Annotated in this window: 12 protein-coding genes and 5 pseudogenes; 14 read left to right on the forward strand and 3 right to left on the reverse strand. The window is 44.6% G+C overall.

Translation table 11 applies throughout. The features are described from left to right. Position 1: 1 nt before the first annotated feature. Positions 2-1,996, forward strand: a complete 1,995-nt coding sequence (locus C825_RS04720; RefSeq protein WP_010801596.1) for a GAP1-N1 domain-containing protein — start codon at positions 2-4, stop codon at positions 1,994-1,996. Between the two features lie 151 nt (positions 1,997-2,147). On the opposite strand, the pseudogene mobC reads toward C825_RS04720, so the two are convergent. The 3 genes and pseudogenes from mobC to mobA form a co-directional block, all read right to left on the reverse strand. After that, positions 2,148-4,154: pseudogene (gene mobC, locus C825_RS04725) on the reverse strand (conjugal transfer protein MobC). Positions 4,155-4,201: 47 nt separating this feature from the next. Beyond that, positions 4,202-5,425 carry a conjugal transfer protein MobB gene (gene mobB, locus C825_RS04730; RefSeq protein ID WP_278836384.1) on the reverse strand — a complete coding sequence of 408 codons (1,224 nt, stop codon included), beginning with the start codon at positions 5,423-5,425 and terminating at the stop codon, positions 4,202-4,204. A 106-nt stretch (positions 5,426-5,531) separates the two neighbouring features. Beyond that, positions 5,532-5,966, reverse strand: a pseudogene (gene mobA / locus C825_RS04735) (conjugal transfer protein MobA). 115 nt (positions 5,967-6,081) lie between these two features. Here mobA and C825_RS04740 point away from each other — a divergent pair. The 13 genes and pseudogenes from C825_RS04740 to ltrA all read left to right on the forward strand — a co-directional run bounded on the left by C825_RS04740 (position 6,082) and on the right by ltrA (position 18,017). Next, positions 6,082-6,321 carry a hypothetical protein gene (locus C825_RS04740; protein ID WP_025726208.1) on the forward strand — a complete coding sequence of 80 codons (240 nt, stop codon included), beginning with the start codon at positions 6,082-6,084 and terminating at the stop codon, positions 6,319-6,321. A gap of 501 nt (positions 6,322-6,822) precedes the next feature. Next, positions 6,823-7,017: a conjugal transfer protein TraA gene (locus C825_RS04745; protein WP_231501810.1), complete on the forward strand. Its 195-nt coding sequence runs from the start codon at positions 6,823-6,825 to the stop codon at positions 7,015-7,017. Positions 7,018-7,080: 63 nt separating this feature from the next. Further along, positions 7,081-7,491, forward strand: a complete 411-nt coding sequence (locus tag C825_RS04750; protein ID WP_010801601.1) for a ParA family protein — start codon at positions 7,081-7,083, stop codon at positions 7,489-7,491. A 2-nt stretch (positions 7,492-7,493) separates the two neighbouring features. Beyond that, positions 7,494-7,988, forward strand: a complete 495-nt coding sequence (locus tag C825_RS04755; protein ID WP_010801602.1) for a DUF3408 domain-containing protein — start codon at positions 7,494-7,496, stop codon at positions 7,986-7,988. Positions 7,989-7,991: 3 nt separating this feature from the next. Beyond that, positions 7,992-8,930 (forward strand): hypothetical protein, encoded by a 939-nt coding sequence (locus tag C825_RS04760; protein WP_010801603.1) that lies wholly within the window; start codon positions 7,992-7,994, stop codon positions 8,928-8,930. A gap of 474 nt (positions 8,931-9,404) precedes the next feature. Beyond that, a complete protein-coding gene (locus C825_RS04765) occupies positions 9,405-9,704 on the forward strand; it encodes a DUF4134 domain-containing protein (RefSeq protein WP_010801604.1) in 300 nt (99 codons plus the stop codon). Positions 9,705-9,727: 23 nt separating this feature from the next. After that, a pseudogene (locus C825_RS04770) lies at positions 9,728-10,048 on the forward strand (DUF4133 domain-containing protein). Positions 10,049-10,053: 5 nt separating this feature from the next. After that, positions 10,054-12,450 (forward strand): annotated as a pseudogene (locus tag C825_RS04780) (TraG family conjugative transposon ATPase). A gap of 568 nt (positions 12,451-13,018) precedes the next feature. Further along, on the forward strand, positions 13,019-14,842 hold the full coding sequence (locus tag C825_RS04785) for a reverse transcriptase/maturase family protein (protein WP_005680466.1): 1,824 nt from the start codon (positions 13,019-13,021) through the stop codon (positions 14,840-14,842). Positions 14,843-15,086: 244 nt separating this feature from the next. Beyond that, positions 15,087-15,218, forward strand: coding sequence for a hypothetical protein (locus C825_RS27600; protein WP_010801608.1), 132 nt, complete (start codon positions 15,087-15,089; stop codon positions 15,216-15,218). After that, positions 15,219-15,494: a hypothetical protein gene (locus C825_RS04790; protein WP_010801609.1), complete on the forward strand. Its 276-nt coding sequence runs from the start codon at positions 15,219-15,221 to the stop codon at positions 15,492-15,494. 4 nt (positions 15,495-15,498) lie between these two features. After that, a pseudogene (locus C825_RS04795) lies at positions 15,499-15,696 on the forward strand (DUF4141 domain-containing protein); the annotation flags it as partial. A gap of 638 nt (positions 15,697-16,334) precedes the next feature. After that, positions 16,335-18,017 carry a group II intron reverse transcriptase/maturase gene (ltrA, locus tag C825_RS04800; RefSeq protein WP_010801611.1) on the forward strand — a complete coding sequence of 561 codons (1,683 nt, stop codon included), beginning with the start codon at positions 16,335-16,337 and terminating at the stop codon, positions 18,015-18,017. The last annotated feature ends 28 nt before the right edge of the window (positions 18,018-18,045 follow it).

Below are 18,045 nucleotides of genomic sequence, written 5' to 3' on the forward strand. Positions count from 1 at the left end.
AATGAAAATACAAATTCATCAAATGTTGCATGGATACAACCAAGGTCATAATTTGATCCAAGGTTCTATTGTACTACCCTCAAGCGAGGATATGGATTGCATGGCAACATTAAGCGATTGGTCAGAGTATATCAATCCACAAGATGAAGCCGACTATATTACTATATATCCACTCAAAAATAGTGAATACTATGTAATTTCCAAGACATGGTATGCTAACGAAATGAAACGTCCTGGATGTGTTTGGACTCACAGCCTTCTGATTTCATTTCATCAGTTGTCACAAATAGCTGATTATCGAGTTTTTATAGATATGTTTATACGTCCACAGAACGGAAATTATAAGTTTTATGCAACACCTCTTCAGGTTGAGTCTACTTTAGAATATGAGAGTTCATTATTTACCAATAAGCTTATTATTCCATCATTGCCAATTATATATAATGAACTTCTTAATCGGCATCCGCAGGTCTTCAGTATAGAAAACAAATCACGGTTTTATCAATATTTTTGTTTACTGTTGATGAATTATTTTCCGTATCAAATACTTTGTCAATTATCATTTTGCTCAGGTAGTTCAGGACTTCGGACATTATATGGTAAACCATTCTTTTTGCAATTTATCAATACCCAACATGATATTGTTAAATCAATTATTGTTTACGATGAATCTGAACTTAACGCCATTCCATCATGGATTAAATTGGCTACTCAAGATATTGCGTTAGAAAAACTCCAGTTAAGTCGTCTTCTCCATACATTTGCAGATGATATAGGCTCCGACAGTCAACATCTCAATGGATTCTTAATTTTAGTAGAACTTATCAATAAGAATTACGAAGCTAACGAAGAAAAACAAAAAGCAATACAACTCATTATTGCAGAACTTGCTACCCTATTTCCACATCGTGAAGATGGAAAACTTTTGAAAGAGCGTTTTCTTCAAAAACGAATGACTGATAAGTTTGTACCTGAATATGAATTTTTATACTATATGTGTGTAAGTGAATTCATTGATTCCTTTTCAGTACATTACATTAATTTTTGGCAAAGATTTGATGAAATAGCACACAATGATAATCGCCAATTATATTATCAATTGCTTCAGAAACTTTGTCAAGCATCCCAACTTAATGATTGGGGTGAAAGTATTCTTGCAAAAAGTAATGAGTATCTCACAATATCAGACCTCAATGTTATAGCGGATAATGATTGGTCATTATTCCAATCGTTAGCTTCAGCTTGTCCTGAATTACTAAATCAGGGTAGTTGGATTACATATTCATATAATCAAATAGAAGATATACTTCGTATTATTCTCACTTCACATGCATCAAGTGTATTTATAAAATGGAAAGAATTACTCTTTAAAATTCTTAATACACAAATCAGAGTGTATGCAGATTTGAGTAATCTTATTTTTCAGAAGGATAAAGATGCTGTTTATTATGTACTTGACTATCTAAATGACTCAGCCGAACATGTAGTTCCAAAATCTATTGAAAAGCTATGCCAACAGGAAAACTCAAAAATACTAACCTGGATGGAAACGATGAATGTATTGACACCCAATGTCGGTTTACTTATAATGAAGTCTATTCTACCAATTTCTGTGCAAGTACAATCAAAAGGTAGTGGGCGCTGGATAGCTTTTAGTAAACTCTCAATAAAATCAATGCCTATTGAATACTATGCCTATTTATATTTACTATCATTTAATTGGCCTTATGATAATCATGCTATAGAATTCATGCGTATAGCCTTTTATCCACTTCACAAAGCTGCTTCAGAAGGGCGATTAGATTATGATATTTGGAAATATATTTCACCATATACGGAAGAACTCCCTATATGGCTTGACTGGGATAGATGTAAAAAATTACGTAAGGCAATTGTGAAACGTATCAAGAATTCATATCTTGACGTAAACTTCATTAAAGATTTTACCCCTGACAAAGAATTGAATAAAGAACTAATTAAAATTTGGAAGAAATAAATAATTTAATTTTGACTATATAATTATATTCAAAACTGAAAATAAGAATATATATTGGAAAGGAAGGGTAAAACTTATTAGAAAATAAATAAGAGCATGAGCTGGTTAATTCCCCAATCATCATGCTCTTATTCTGATATGAGCGATAATTTTAACTTTCCCCTAACAGATATTTGAGTTCCGGATCATTCTCTATGCGAAGCAATTCGTTTTCCACCAGTTCGACAATATCCTGTTTGATTTGCCGATAATTGGCCTGTATTTGCTGTTCCATTGTATCATTGCCGTTCTCGTCCAGAAAGCTGCTGATTTCGGGTATGGGTTGGTAGGCCGCCGTCTCTTTCTGTACAGCTTCATTGTCAACAACTATCTGCGCATGGAAAATTTTCTGTTCTATTGTCTCTCCGAAGTTATCTGCTACGGCACCGACAAACATACCTTGCGATAACGTACTGATTTTGCTGGCAGGTATCAGACTGTCCAGTTGCGTGTTGATGGAAGTTGATGTATCATTGCGATTGATGCTCATAGACTCTCTTTTTTGTAGGATTTTCCCGAATCTTTCCGACAATGTTTTAGCTGTTTCACCCACCACTTGACCGCTAAAAACATTGCCCACAGTTGACATGATTACGGCGGCCTCCTTGTCTCCGTAATCGCGCTTTAACTGGCTGAAATCCTGAAAACCTAACACAACCGCCACTTTGTTGCTTCGTGCCGTGGCAATCAGATTGTCCAAACCTTTAAAGAAAATCGTGGGTAATTCGTCAATAATTACACAACTTTTGAGTTGCTTCTTCTTATTTATTAGTTTAACGATTCTCGAATTATAAAGACCCAATGCTGCTCCATAGATTGAAATTCTATCGGGATTGTTGCCCACACATAATACTTTCGGTTCTTGGGGATTATTAATATCCAGCGTAAAGTCACTGCCGGACATTACCCAATAGAGTTGCGGACTTATCAGTCTGGATAACGGGATTTTAGCACTTGCAATCTGGCCCTGGAGCTGCTCACTCGCTCCCCCTTTCCATGCGTCAATAAACGGACTTAGATAGTTTTCCAAATCAGGGTAACTTGTCAGAATAGTAAAGACGTCTTCATACCTTTTATTAAGCAATTCAATAGCATGTGGGAACGTACAGAACTTGCCACCTTCATAGATTTTCAAAAACCAAATTATGGCCGTAAACAATACAATTGGAGATTCTACAAAGAAATCTCCCTGTTTTTGTACCCAACTTTTATTGAGGTTCAACATGATGGTATAACTGGATTCATACGCATCCGAAATATCAGTCATCAATTCGGGAGCCAACGGATTACAGCGGTGACTTTTTCTTGGATTATCGAAGTTGATTACATAAAATTTAGGTGGTATCTTATAACGGTGTCTATACTTAATCAGATGGTTATAAGCAATAACTGACAGGTCATCAAACTTAAAATCGTATATGTAGAGTGCATAGGACTTCTCAATTGCCTGCTTTATATAATTGTTGACTACGGCATACGACTTACCGCTACCCGGTGTACCCAAAATCATGCTTGCCCGGAACGGATTCACTACATTAATCCAACCTTTCCATTCTTTGCCTTTATACCAGAACTTCGTCGGCAGATTGACGGAATACTCGTTTTCCATGAGTTTTATTTCCTGCATGAAGGATTCATTTTCCCGGTTGAAAACATCCTCCAACAAGTTGTTCTTCAACAAACGACTTATCCATAAACCGGATGCCAGCAGACAGAAGAAACCACAGGTCAGTGTTGTGGTATAAAGTACCGCACACACACCGGATGATGCACTAATGGATAACAACCACCAGTTCAGGAAAAAGAGTATGGTACCCGCAATCGCCGCAATGATAATCTGCCTTCATGTGATTTCATGTTTCTTCACTCCCTTGTTGCCCATGCAGGACAGACCGAGAAAAAGGACACAAAACAACTTTGTGTAAAGCAAGGATGAAAACAGCCCGGTGGTGCGTTGGAAATTGGATAGTATCTTATTTACTATATCGAGCGTTCAGCCCATTTCGTGGAGCCAGCCGTAACAAAACCAATAAATGTGTATCGCCAAAAATAAAAAACTAATGGCCCGCATAAAGTCTGTGACTTTGGCAAGACCTCTTAAATCATCTTCATTCTGCATAATTGTAACTATTAAAATTAAACTTCTTGGTTCTATACATTATTATATTATAACCTGCGCCTGCGCTTCTTCTTTTTCCTGCGCCCATAACGGAAAGCCGGATCAATGTACTCGTGCGTATGGTCGTCTTCCATGAGTATGGAGAAAATATCAACGGCACCGAGTGCGGATATATCAATCAGACTGTCGGAAGATTCACTTTGATGTTGGCTTTGATTTTCCTGTTGCCGGTATTCTACCCCTTCCTGCCTTTCTTCCGCTTTCGCTTCCCTTCCCTGCCGGGACGGTTCCTTCTCCGGTTGCGGTATAAGTCTTTCACGGTCTGCATCCGGGTTGTTGAACAATTCGTTAAACACATTGGCTGAAAAGACTTTGCCCAGACGAGAGCCGTTGAACACCGTCCGGGTGGTATGGTCTATGAAGGTGATGCCATACAAACGTCCTTCGGGATTGATACGGTAAACGACTTCTATATCAGCCTCTTTCAGCCTGCTGGCAAAATCTTCTTTCGTACCGATATTCTGCATGGCTTTGATGATTTTCTGCCGTGCCCTTTCGGTAAGGTTATTCTTTTTCACCTTTTCAGTAGAAGCGGTAAACATCTTTTGCAGTGCTTCATAGCCGAATGCCTTTCCGAACTTGCTGGATTTGAAAGGTGTGCCTATCTGCTGTCCGTTATCATCCAAAGCTCCGTACATGATGCCGTGGTATTCCTTTCCGTCCACACTTCCCCTGACTTCATAAGCGGTCATGTTATACAAGTTCAGAAGGGTGTTGTATTCGGCAAGTGAATGACAGTTGTAACATTCCAGCAAAGTTCGGGCGGTATGCTTTACCTGCGTTTTCACGTCACCTTTCGGATAATCCACTTTTTGCAAGGCCAACAATTCCCGCTCACCGTGTTCTCCGAGTGTGGGATGAAGCCCATACTTCACTTCCATATCCCGACAGATATTCTGTGCCCGGATAGCCTCACGATTGTGGTCTATCTTTTCTCCTTTCTCGTTGATGCGCACCGAAACAATGTGCATGTGCTTGCGGTCTATGTCTTCATGCAGCCATACGATATAAGGCTGGTTCCCATAACCGAACTTTTCCATAAACTCCTGCGCCAGTACGATCATTTGTTCTTCCGAAAGAATGTCTTTGGGAGACGGATTCAATGAAATATGGATAACCGATTTCCTGACGTGCGAGTTGAGTGCGATATAAGGTTCAAAAGCCTGCACGCAGTTTTCAATCGGCACATTGCCCGAAGTATCGACTGCAATTTTCGGATGTCACAATACCTTTGCCGTACCGTCATCCACCTTTATCTTATTGTAGGCAATCACTCCATAGAATGAACTGCCCGATGTGATATTCGGCACCATGATGTTATTCCTTTTTAGTGAGATACTCCTTTTCGTACCGCTTTGTCAGTTCGATGACCTGCTTGCATACTTCTTCCAGTTTACGGGTTTCTTCGGCAAGTTTGTAGAGAAACGCAAGCGATTTCTTCTCCCCGTAAATGGTATGGATGGTTTTTACACATTGGTTGTAGTTGTTTCCTATTCTTCGGAACTGCTGATAGAAGGCGGTAAGCTGGGCGTAATATTCCTGTGCTTCTTTATCAATTTTCACTACCTTGAACTCTCAACCGAAGATACGGGCAAAGATAAATTCGGCCTTATTCTTCATGCCGGACTGCTCGAACATGGAGATAAACTTTTCGTCTTCCTCGTCATTAAGACAGAGGTAATAGCGGTGCGTGCGCGGGTCTGCCAGCACCTTGCGCCCTGCGGCGCCACGGATTCTTGTTTCATCTTTCATAACATGAAAATTTTAAAAGGTTCGACTTGGGAGAACCTTTGCCCCCGAAACACCTTTCGGGCGAGACTTTCAGCGGTTGGAAATATTTTCAACCGCTGAAAGTACACCTCGCTATATGCTGACGCATATTAAAATCCGGCTGGGCCGGATTATAGGTCTGAAGGATTGTCTTACGTTCTCTGCCGAGAACGAACTGCGCTCTCCCGGCGACAAAGGTAGAGAGTTTTTTCTGTCCGTGCATTATGGCGGTTCCCGCCAACAGCCGCCAATAAATGACTTTGAAACGGGGGATACTACACAGATGCTCTTTTTGAGGTTTATTTGTAGCCGGATAGCTATTCGATTATCCATTTGAACGGATAAACAGTCTGGTATTCGGATCACTATCTGAATAACTATATGGATAGCAGTCTGAATGGATAAACAGATATTCAGACCGGTATCTATTCAGATATGTAGTTATACACATATATTAATGTATGGACGAATAAACAGGTATCCGAATATATAAGCACCTGAATATGTACTTAGCTATTTAGCTATTCAGATGAATAGACTGGCTGCATAGATGAATAGTTTTATAGCTACATCATCAAACAGCTATATGCGCAGATAGCCGGATAGCTAAACAGCTATGTAGATAACTGTATAAGCAGGCTATGAAACAAGTAACCGGACAGACAGCCGCATGGATAAGCGGCTATCCGTCCGGAAATCAATAAATCCGATTATTCACTTACTTAAATTTGTAACAATGGAAAAGGAAAAGAACACAGTATTCGTTTCATTCGCTACCCAGAAGGGCGGCGTGGGTAAATCAACATTTACCATTTATGCGGCATCATGACTGCATTATGTGAAAGGACTAAACGTAGCGGTGGTGGATTGTGACTATCCGCAACATTCGATTATGAAACAGAAAAAACGGGATATGGAAGTGGTAAAGACCACACCCGTTTATCAGAACCTCTTGGTGGAGCAGGCCGGACGGTTGAAGAAAAAGGCCTACCCGGTCATCGGAAGCACTCCGGCCAACGGCATGGCGGACTGAAGGGCATTTGAGGAAAAAGCGGATACTCTTTATGATGTTGTACTATTCGACCTGCCCGGCACAATGGGCAGCGACGGGGTTATCGCCGCAATCAGTGCGCTCGATTATCTGTTCGTGCCTATAAAGGCAGACCGCCTGGTGCTGGAAAGCACACTGAACTTTGCAACCACCATTAATGACCGGCTGATAAAAACCGGCGTATCCTCCCTGAAAAGGCTGTGCCTGTTTTGGAACATGGTGGACCGAAGGGAACGCACGGCCTTGTATGACATCTATCAGCAAGGATTCTCCCTGTTGGGGCTGGACTGTCTCCAAACACGCATTCCCGTGCGCAGTAACTTCACCAGAGACTTGTCCGCTACGGGCGGCCCCGTTTACCGGAGTACGCTGTTCGCTCCCGATGCGGCATTCACCAAAGAGTGCGGCTTCGATACGTTCATGGATGAAATCATATCTATACTTAAAACCGAATAGTCATGGCGAAGAAAACAAGCGGACAAAATCCGGTGGATGAAGCGTATCTGCGAAGCCTGATGGCGGGTGTTCCTTCGGAACCTCCTTTATCTCCGTCACCTTCTGTGACCGGAGAGAGCGACGAAAATAGAGAAACCGCTTTATCCGGTGAGAAGGGAAAAGCGGATAACAACGTGAATGAAACTGTAAGGTGTGTTCCTGATGTGGATGATACCGACTGTCCGGAAGTGATTGCGGTAAAACCGTCACCGAAAACGATACGCACGGCACTGGCCGACTTTATCCGCAGATTCCTTACCCCCTATAAATGCGAAGGCAGGCAGGGAGTGTATATCGACAAGGAACTGCACCAGAAAATATCGGTTATTGTCGGGATTGCGGGAAAACGGCAGCTGACGGTCGGCAACTATATAGATAATGTGTTGAAGGAACATTTCGAGAAACATTCGGAAGAGGTGAAGACCTACCTTCAAAAGAGTTATAACAAAATATTTTAGGTTATGGATATACAATCAGGTTACTATGAAGCCGGGATCGTTCTGTTCTGGCTGCTGTTCGCCTATCTGTTCATGGACAAGTTCCTGTTCAGGGGACAGCTTGGCGAGATATGCTTCGGGAAGGCACGCCGCCGCATGGCAAAAGCTCTGCGGGGTGCTGCCGGATGGTTCGACCCGGTGAAAGAGGACCAGAAGAAGGGACGCAAACGCACGAAAGGAAAAACAGAAAAGAAAGAGAGTCCGGCAGTGCTGGCAGCTGAAAAGAGGGACATGCCGGCTGTGAAAACAGAAGTGAGGAATAAAGAAAAGCAGGAAATGAAGGATAAAGAGAAGGCGGAAGGCGGGAATATGGAAAATTCACCTCAAAAACGGCCTGAAACGGACAGCCTTGTCGTTACAAAAAGCTACGGTACACGCCAACATCCGCCAATAAACGCCACCGATTCCGGGGCTATTGCGGGTAAGGAAAATGCCTCTACATTTGCTGGCAGAAACGAGGAAACAGTGTCACAACAGGCAGCACAAGTGCCGCCGGAGCGCATCCCGGAACTGTTCCGGGACAAGCGTGTGGAAGAGTGGCGGGCTTCTGAGGCCGACAGTTCCGGCAGGTTTGAGGATGATGAAGGACGGACTGGAAACAGTGACGACGTGGATACGGACGAACTGAATGAGGAACTGGAAGATTTGAACTGTGCCCGTGACGGTTATCCGGATGGCACAGCCGGTATCGGGCCGGAAGAGATTGACCTGATCATCGACTTGTGCAACGGCAAGGATATTCCTACGGACAAACGGCTGGCCCTTTTGAAGGCTATCCATCATATCAAGGATACGCAGATTGAGCGCTCGATACTGGAAAGTATCAATGGCAGCGACAGCCGTATCAGTAAATTTCTGGATGAAGCCGAACATTTGAATAAGGCTGTTCCGGACAGTAATTAACCGATTAAAGAAGGAGGTAACGATGGTAAGAGGTTATTTTGATACGGGTTGATAGCCCGTATCACTGTAAAGAGAGAGATTCGCTATGGCATGAATGACTGAATAAACCAACAAAGCATGTATATGACTTATTTCGATTCGGGATGACAAATTGATGTTCCCGCCTGATAAGAGGACATTCCCACCAGGAAGAGACAATTTCTTGAAGTAACTTACTTATAAAACAGAATGGCTATGACAAAAGGCTATTACGATTCGGGATGATTTGCATCCCCTTTTTAAGAGAGCATTAACACCCATGTTTCACCACTAAACCAAGTAACGATGCGAATGGCATATTATGACTCCGGCTGATTCCCCGCCGGAACTTACCCCCTGAACCAGTAAACCATAAAGCGGCTGCGGGCAGCCTTGTGGGGATAGTGAAAAGGGGCGGTCCGTGGCTTTTTTATTCATTTAAAAATCACGGAATTAATGAAAAAGAAAAGATTGATTATGATGCTTGCCGCCGTTGCGGCGGCAAGTGCGGCAATGGGCCAGGGTAACGGCTCTGCCGGTATCACGGAGGCTACCCAGATGGTGACATCGTATTTTGATCCCGGCACAAAATTGGCGTATGCGGTGGGAGCTGTGATCGGACTCGTGGGAGGGATCAAGGTCTACCAGAAGTTCAGTTCGGGCGATCCCGACACCTCGAAAACGGCAAGCAGTTGGTTCGGAGCCTGTATCTTCCTGATAGTCGCCGCTACCATTCTGAGGTCGTTCTTCCTCTAAAAAATTAAAAACAACAGTAACTTATGGCTGATTTTGAAATAAATAAGGGTGTGGGCCGTGAGGTGGAGTTCAAGGGACTCCGGGCGCAATACCTGTTTATCTTCGCTGCCGGCCTGCTTGCCGTATTTGTGATGTTCGTCATCATGTATATGGCAGGCATCGGCCAGTGAATCTGCATCGGTTTCGGGGTTTCGGCAGCTACCGTGCTGGTATGGCTGACCTTCACGCTGAACCGTAAATACGGCAGCCACGGGCTGATGAAACTGTTCGCGGCCCGGCAGCATCCCCGGAGAATCCTCTCACGAAAACGTATCACACGTCTGATTAAAGAACAACAATCGTAAATCATATGAGAAGTATATTAAAAGCATCCACACTGGAAAGCAAGTTCCCCATTATGGCGGTGGAACACGGCTGCATCGTCAGCAAGGACGCCGACATCACGGTCGCTTTCCGGGTCACACTGCCGGAAGTGTTTTCGGTATCATCCGCAGATTATGAGGCGATGCACGCCACATGAGCGAAGGCAATCAAGGTATTGCCGAATTTTTCAATCGTCCACAAACAGGATATTTTCATCACGGAGAAATATGAACCGGACATCCGCAGGGATGAATTGAGCTTCCTTTCCCGCAGTTTCGAGCGGCACTTCAACGAAAGACCCTACCTGCACCACACCTGTTATCTGTTCCTTACCAAGACCACAAAGGAACGCTCCCGGCAAAAAAGCAACTGGAACACGCTCTGCCGTGGTTTTCTGGTGCCGAAGGAAATCAGGAACAAGGAAACGGTGGAGCGCTTCATGGAAGCGGTGGGACAGTTTGAAAGTATCGTCAATGACAGCGGGCTGGTAAGGCTGGAACGCCTCACCACGAAAGAGATTACGGGAACGGAAAGCGAACCGGGCATTATCGAGCGGTACCTCACGCTGTCGGCAGACGGAAGCCGTATGTTGCAGGACATGCAGCTGAACCCGGACGGGATGCGTATCGGTGACAAGCGGCTCTGCCTGCATACGCTCTCCGACCTCGACGACCTTCCGGGAAGGATCAGGACGGACGGGCGGTATGAGCGCCTCTCGACCGACCGCTCGGACTGCCGCCTGAGCTATGCCGCCCCCGTGGGCGTGATGCTCTCCTGCGACCATGTCTACAACCAGTGGATATTCATAGACGACAGTAGCGAGAACCTCTCCCGTTTTGAGAAGATGGCCAAAAACATGCAGTCGCTTTCCCGTTACAGCCGCAGCAACCAGATAAACAAGGAGTGGCTGGACGAATACCTGAACGAGGCACATACCAACGGATTGCAGTCCGTGCGCTGTCATTGCAACATCATCGCATGGGCGGAAAACGGGGATGAACTCCGAAGGGTGAAGAATGACGTGGGAAGTGCGCTGGCATTGATGGAATGTACCCCGCGTCATAACACGACCGACCTTCCGGCCCTCTATTGGGCAGGCATACCGGGAAACGAGGCGGACTTCCCCTCTGAAGAGACGTTCTACACGTTTACCGGGCAGGCGCTCTGCTTCTTCACGGCCGAGACATGTTACCGGAACTCGCTGTCCCCCTTCGGTATCCGTATGGTGGACAGGCTGACGGGCAAGCCGGTCTTTCTGGACATCTCGGACCTGCCCATGAAGAAAGGGGTGGTGACTAATAGAAACAAGTTCATACTCGGCCCCAGTGGAAGCGGAAAGAGTTTCTTTACCAACCATCTTGTCAGACAGTATTGGGAACAGGGAACCCATATCCTGCTGGTGGATACCGGAAACTCGTACAAGGGACTTTGCGACCTGATACATCAGAAGAGTGGCGGAGACGACGGGATTTATTTTACATACAAGGAAGATGACCCGATTTCATTCAATCCGTTTTTCACGGAGAATTACCAGTATGACATCGAGAAACGGGACAGTATCAAGACCCTGATACTCACTCTTTGGAAAAGGGAGGACGAACCTCCCCGACGCTCGGAAGAGGTGGCGCTGTCAAATGCGGTCAGCCTGTATATCGAGAAGATAAAGAAGAACCGCAAGATAAAGCCCAACTTCAACTCGTTCTATGACTTTGTAAGGAAGGATTACCGCAAGGTGCTGGCCGATAAGAACGTGCGGGAGAAAGATTTTGACGTGGACGGTTTTCTGAACGTGCTGGAACCCTATTACAAGAACGGTGAATATGGCTATCTGCTGAACTCGGACAAGGAACTGGATTTACTGAACAAACGGTTTATCGTATTCGAGCTGGACGTTGTGAAGGATAATCCCATCCTTTTTCCGGTTGTCACGATTATCATCATGGAGACGTTCATCAACAAGATGCGCCGTTTGCAGGGTATCCGCAAGATGATACTGATTGAGGAGGCATGAAAGGCAATCGCCAAGGAAGGGATGGCATCCTATATAAAATATCTCTTTAAGACGGTCAGAAAGTTCTATGGAGAGGCGGTTGTGGTGACGCAGGAAGTGGATGACATTATCTCTTCACCCGTTGTAAAAGAGACGATTATCAACAACAGCGATTGCAAAATATTGCTCGACCAGCGGAAGTATCAAAATAAATTCGACCAGATACAGAACCTGCTCGGCCTGACGGACAAGGAACGCAGCCAGATACTCTCGATCAACCTTGCCAATACCGCGAACCGGCTGTATAAAGAGGTCTGGATAGGGCTTGGCGGTACGCAGAGCGCGGTATATGCGACAGAAGTTTCGGGAGAAGAATATCTGGTGCGCCCGTAAAGGGAATTTGACGAATGTCGCTTTGGCAAGCGACTGGGCAAGTGTTTAAAATGCCCATTAACAACCGCTAACCGGAGGGGAAAACCCCACAAGGGAACATAGCACGTTGGTAAAGCCATAAGTCAGCCAACTGTCAGGCTGCGACCGAATGGCAAGTTAAAATGATAGATATGAGGATAAAGCCTGCATTGGTTGAACGATAGTCCGAGCAGTCGTATCCTTGGGCAATGACGGAAGACAGTTGAATAATTCTTCGGAATTATACCGTTATGTTGCGGTACTACACTGATGACACGTAGCAGGAGTAGCATAAACTTACCGCAAGGCAACTACCATAAGTAGTAAAGGACGAAAGTCGTATCCGACAATCTATCGAGCCAAATAGTCGTCAAATTTCTAAACGGGGATTGCCTAAACCGGAAAGCCAGTTGTAGGGCTATGGGGTCTGCCCCTGAATATCCGGCATGGCAACGGAGCTTCCATAGTAGTCTGAGCAGGGTAACGCCCTGTACATGGCGAAGGGGAGCAGCTAATTAAGTTTAACAATTTAAAGGAAGATGTGAGAGACATGAGAAATCCAGAAAATGTGTTGAACAGTCTGAGTAAACACAGCGGTAACTTGAACTATAAGTTTGAGCGGCTGTATAGAGTGCTGTTTAACGAGGAAATGTTTTATGTAGCCTATCAGAATATTTACAGCAAGACAGGCAACATGACGGCAGGAGCCGATGGTAAAACCATTGACGGAATGAGTATTGACCGAGTTGAACAACTGATTGGCAGTCTTAAAAATGAGACTTATCAGCCTAATCCGTCCAAAAGGACGTACATACCTAAGAAAAACGGGAAAAAACGTCCGCTTGGCATACCCTCTTTTGATGATAAGCTGGTACAGGAAGTAGTCAGAATGATACTTGAAGCAATCTATGAAGGTAGTTTTGAACATACTTCACATGGGTTTCGTCCCAAACGAAGTTGTCATACTGCTCTTATAGATATACAAAAGACATTCACTGCCGTGAAATGGTTTATTGAAGGCGATATTAAAGGATTCTTCGACAATATCAATCATGACGTACTGATTAATATTCTTCGGGAACGTATCGCCGACGAGAGATTTTTGCGGCTTATCAGAAAATTCCTGAATGCCGGATATGTGGAAGACTGGGTATTTCATAGAACGTACAGTGGAACTCCGCAAGGCGGGATTATCAGCCCAATACTGGCTAACATCTACCTTGACAAGTTCGACAAGTACATCAAGGAATACATCAATCGGTTCAATAAAGGGGTAACAAGAAAAGGCGACGCTCGATACAAGCTCTACGAACAGCGAAGATACCGACTGGCAAAGAAACTAAAGAATGAGAAAGATGTAAAGGTAAGGAAACAGATGACCGCCGAAATTAAGCGGCTACGAGAAGAACGGAACAACTATCCGGCACGTAATGAAATGGACAGCAGTATCAAACGGTTAAAATACGTGAGATACGCAGATGACTTTCTGATTGGAATTACCGGTAATCTTGAAGACTGCAAAACAGTAAAAGAGGATATTAAGAATTATTTGAATGAAGCTCTTAAACTGGAACTGTCAGACGAAAAGACACTGATAACCAATGCGCAGAAACCAGCGAAATTTCTCGGATATGACGTATTTATACGTAGGTGTAACGATTTACGTAAGGATAAGTACGGTAAAACGGTTCGTGCATTCGGACACAAGCCTGTATTGTACCTGAATTTTGAAACGATGCGGAAGAAACTCTTTGATTATAAAGCCGCAAGAATCGCGGTCGTCAATGGCAAAGAGGTTTGGAAATCCATCGTCAGAACGTACATGCTGAACTTGGATGACTTGGAAATAGTCAGTCAGTTCAATGCCGAAATCCGAGGGTTCTATAATTACTACTCAATAGCCAATAACAGCTATGTCATCAATTCTTTCTATCACATTATGTCATACAGCATGTATAAGGTATTTGCGAACAAATACAAATCATCTGTAAAGAAAATACTTCTGAAATATAAAAAGAACAAGGTTTTCCAAGTGGCATATGAAAATAGCAAGGGTAAGACACTTTACCAATCATTTTATCATGATGGTTTCAAACGCAAAAAGGTTGCAGGGAATATTTACTGTGACACTATTCCACGGACAGTTTCCATAACAGGTGGACGTAACAGCCTTATGGAAAGGCTGAAGCTCCAAGTTTGCGAATTATGCGGTGCTACCGATAAACTCGAAATGCATCACGTTCGCAAACTTAAAGACCTGAAAGGTAAATCCGACTGGGAAAAGAAAATGATAGCTCGAAGACGAAAAACTTTGGCTGTCTGCTCAAAGTGTCATGCAAAAATAGACCCCGACCGAAGAATCAGACTGAATTAATTAGTGGAGAGCCGGATACAGGGAGACTTGTAAGTCCGGTTCGGAGGCGAGTACTCGGAAACCTACCATAGAAATATGACAAGGCGCTGGGTGCTTAGCCTACTGCTACACCACCGAAGAGACTGAAAAACTGGAACTTACCCGGCTTACTGAAAAGCTGGGCGGAAACATAGAGTTAGCTATCAAACAACTTGCCGAACGTAAGCGGCAGGAAAAAAAGTAACCATTTTAAACATAGATGACAATGAACAAAAAGGATTTATTAAACCAATGCAGGGAAGCTCTCGGAGATGCGACCCTGACCAATCTGGATCTGTTGAACCTGATTGGGGAGATGAAGAAGGAACTGGAACATGACCGCATCTGCGGGCACTGAATGAACAAGGAGGGCGGTTCGTCGCTGACTGTCCGTAAATCCAACCATGTGACGGACGGCTTCAAGGGATACAAGGCCACGCTGTTTATCGGAGAAAAAAGTTATACTGAAATCAATATCCCGCTCCGAAAAGGTGACGACCTTTTCCTGCACGGGAACAGGGATGCCGGATGCATCGGGTATTTCAGTGGCAGCGAGGTATTGCTGTTCGGCAGTTACGGGCTGTTTGCCCGTGATGACGACAGCCGGTATTTACTTTCCAAAGAAAGGAGATAGATGCATGAAAAAGAAAATGACGATTCTGTTTATGGCCCTGTTGTCCCTTTCGGTGACAAGCAAGGCACAATGGGCGGTAATAGACCCCACAAACCTTGCCCAAAGCATCGTGAACTCGGCCAATGAAATCGTGCAGACTTCCACAACGGCACAGAACATGTGGAGTAACTTTCAGGAGACGGTGAAGATTTACCAGCAGGGAGTGCGACACGTATAGTTGCATAAATGATTGTTTAACAAGCGGCTAACCGTCGGGAACGGTAAGCCAAAGTTTAAACCCACTGTTCCGTCAGTGGTAGCCTACGGGCACGTGCATCACGAGTAATTGTTTTGTACGAAGCTGCTCCGGACAAAGTAACCCACCCGAAAGGGGAAGCCGAAGCCGTAAGGTGGACGCAACGACCGCCAGCATCAGGAGGTTAGGGAGCGAGGCTGAGTGATATGGCTAACGAGAGTGAACTGTTTTTGACGCATCGTAAGGTATGAAACGAGCTAAAGATGCTATAAGGCTTGAACCAAAATGGTAAGCAGCCGGATAACCCCGAACCTTGTGGGGCTACACGGACACTAGAGCTGCCGGTGTATAGACAGAGCCTAAGTCATTCGAAAGTCATTTATGTAAAACGTGGTAAGCCCGTATTTCTCCTATCATTCGATAGGTAAGTGAGCCGCAAGGCAAGCCGAACGGGATGCGGGTATAGGATTGCGGAGAAAGCGAATGCCATTCTGTAATGGGATGGATAGAGGTTTAAACGTCACCTCACGGGAAACCGGGCAGACTTCCGCGTTAGGTAACTCTTTACAAGAAACTTGTTGAACTATAAAAAAGGAGGAAAGCAAATGAACGAGATTAGAACATCGTGTGCGCCTACTGACCAAACAATCAGCAATTGGGAAAGTATCGACTGGAACAAATGCGAGTTAGAGGTTAGAAAGCTGCAAGCACGTATTGTAAAGGCTCAGAAGGAAGGTCGCTACGGCAAGGTGAAAGCCCTGCAATGGCTACTGACCCACTCGTTCGCGGCTAAAGCATTAGCCGTAAAACGGGTGACTTCCAACAAAGGGAAGAACACATCGGGAGTAGATAAGGTTTTATGGTCTACTCCCATCGCTAAGGCGAACGCTATCACAGAGTTGAAAAGGCGGGACTACAATCCCATGCCTTTGAAACGGGTAAACATTCGTAAGAGTAACGGGAAATTGCGCCCGTTAGGAATACCTACAATGAAAGACAGAGCGATGCAGGCATTGTACCTTATGGCATTAGACCCCGTTGCCGAAACCACAGCGGACAACCATTCATACGGTTTCCGTAGGGAAAGATGCACGGGCGACGCCATACATCAGTGCTACATCAACCTGTCCAAAGAGTCATCCCCGCAGTGGATTTTAGAGGGCGACATCAAAGGATGCTTCGACCACATCAACCACGAATGGTTGCTGAACAATATCCCGATGGATAAAGTGATGCTCCGTAAGTGGCTGAAAAGCGGTTTTATTTTCAATAAACAGCTTTTCCCCACCGAGGAAGGTACTCCGCAGGGCGGTATTATCTCGCCGACGCTTGCGAATATGGCACTTGACGGTCTGCAAACAATGCTTGAAGCAAAGTTTCACAGGGTTGATTTGTACAGCCCTAAGAGATCATACTATCCGAAAGTGCATCTTATACGGTATGCCGATGATTTTATAATCACCAGTATAAGTAAGGAGATGCTCGAACAGGAAATCATGCCGATGGTCAAAGAGTTTCTTCAGGCACGGGGGCTTACCCTATCAGAAGAAAAGACGAAGATTACTCACATCGACGAAGGTTTTGATTTTCTTGGATTCAACATTAGGAAGTATAAAGGCAAGTTTCTAATTACGCCGTCAAAGGAGAGCCAAAAGAAATTTCAGCGGAAGATTAACGAGATTGTCAATTCTCACAAAACTATCCCGCAGGAATCGCTTATTAGGCTTCTTAATCCGGTCATTACCGGATGGGCGAATTATTACCAACACGTGGTATCGGGCAAAGTGTTCCAAAAAATGGACTTCCATATCTACCAGAAACTTTTGCAATGGTCGCTCCGACGACATCCAGCGAAAGGGAAATGGTGGGTAGCAGAGAGGTATTTCCATAAACACAGGGGCAGGTCTTGGGTTTTCGCCGCACCTTTCGACAAGGACGGTAGGCAAGAACTGTACCCGATTAAGTGGCTGACGGATACTAAAATTACCCGCTATGCAAAGCTTAAATGTGATGCAAACCCCTACGACCCAGATTGGACAGAGTATTTTGAAAAACGGGAAACCCGTCTGATGCTCCAGTCTGCAAAAGGTAGGAATACGATAGTCCGTATTTGGAAACGCCAACAGCGAAAATGTCCCTACTGTGGGGAACCCATTACCCGGAATACTCCTTGGCGGGTATCCGAAAAAGTGGTTCACGGTAAAACCGAGCGAATGCTCGTGCATAGCTACTGCGGTAGAAATAATGTTCAACCTTTTAATAACGAAGAATATGAGCCGGTTTCATAACAGAAATTTTGAGTTGCTTGAGCCGTAT

The sequence above is a fragment of the Parabacteroides sp. ASF519 genome, assembly GCF_000364265.2.
In the GTDB taxonomy this organism is placed as follows: Bacteria; Bacteroidota; Bacteroidia; order Bacteroidales; family Tannerellaceae; genus Parabacteroides; species Parabacteroides goldsteinii.

Bases quoted from the DNA above. Each gene is read 5' to 3' on its own strand.
- C825_RS04790 (WP_010801609.1), top strand. From the start codon at position 15,219: ATGAACAAGGAGGGCGGTTCGTCGCTGACTGTCCGTAAATCCAACCAT.
- C825_RS04750 (WP_010801601.1), top strand. From the start codon at position 7,081: ATGGGCAGCGACGGGGTTATCGCCGCAATCAGTGCGCTCGATTATCTG.
- C825_RS04760 (WP_010801603.1), top strand. From the start codon at position 7,992: ATGGATATACAATCAGGTTACTATGAAGCCGGGATCGTTCTGTTCTGG.
- C825_RS04720 (WP_010801596.1), top strand. From the start codon at position 2: ATGAAAATACAAATTCATCAAATGTTGCATGGATACAACCAAGGTCAT.
- C825_RS04765 (WP_010801604.1), top strand. From the start codon at position 9,405: ATGAAAAAGAAAAGATTGATTATGATGCTTGCCGCCGTTGCGGCGGCA.
- C825_RS27600 (WP_010801608.1), top strand. From the start codon at position 15,087: ATGAACAAAAAGGATTTATTAAACCAATGCAGGGAAGCTCTCGGAGAT.
- C825_RS04740 (WP_025726208.1), top strand. From the start codon at position 6,082: ATGCTGACGCATATTAAAATCCGGCTGGGCCGGATTATAGGTCTGAAG.
- C825_RS04785 (WP_005680466.1), top strand. From the start codon at position 13,019: ATGAGAAATCCAGAAAATGTGTTGAACAGTCTGAGTAAACACAGCGGT.
- ltrA (WP_010801611.1), top strand. From the start codon at position 16,335: ATGAACGAGATTAGAACATCGTGTGCGCCTACTGACCAAACAATCAGC.
- C825_RS04755 (WP_010801602.1), top strand. From the start codon at position 7,494: ATGGCGAAGAAAACAAGCGGACAAAATCCGGTGGATGAAGCGTATCTG.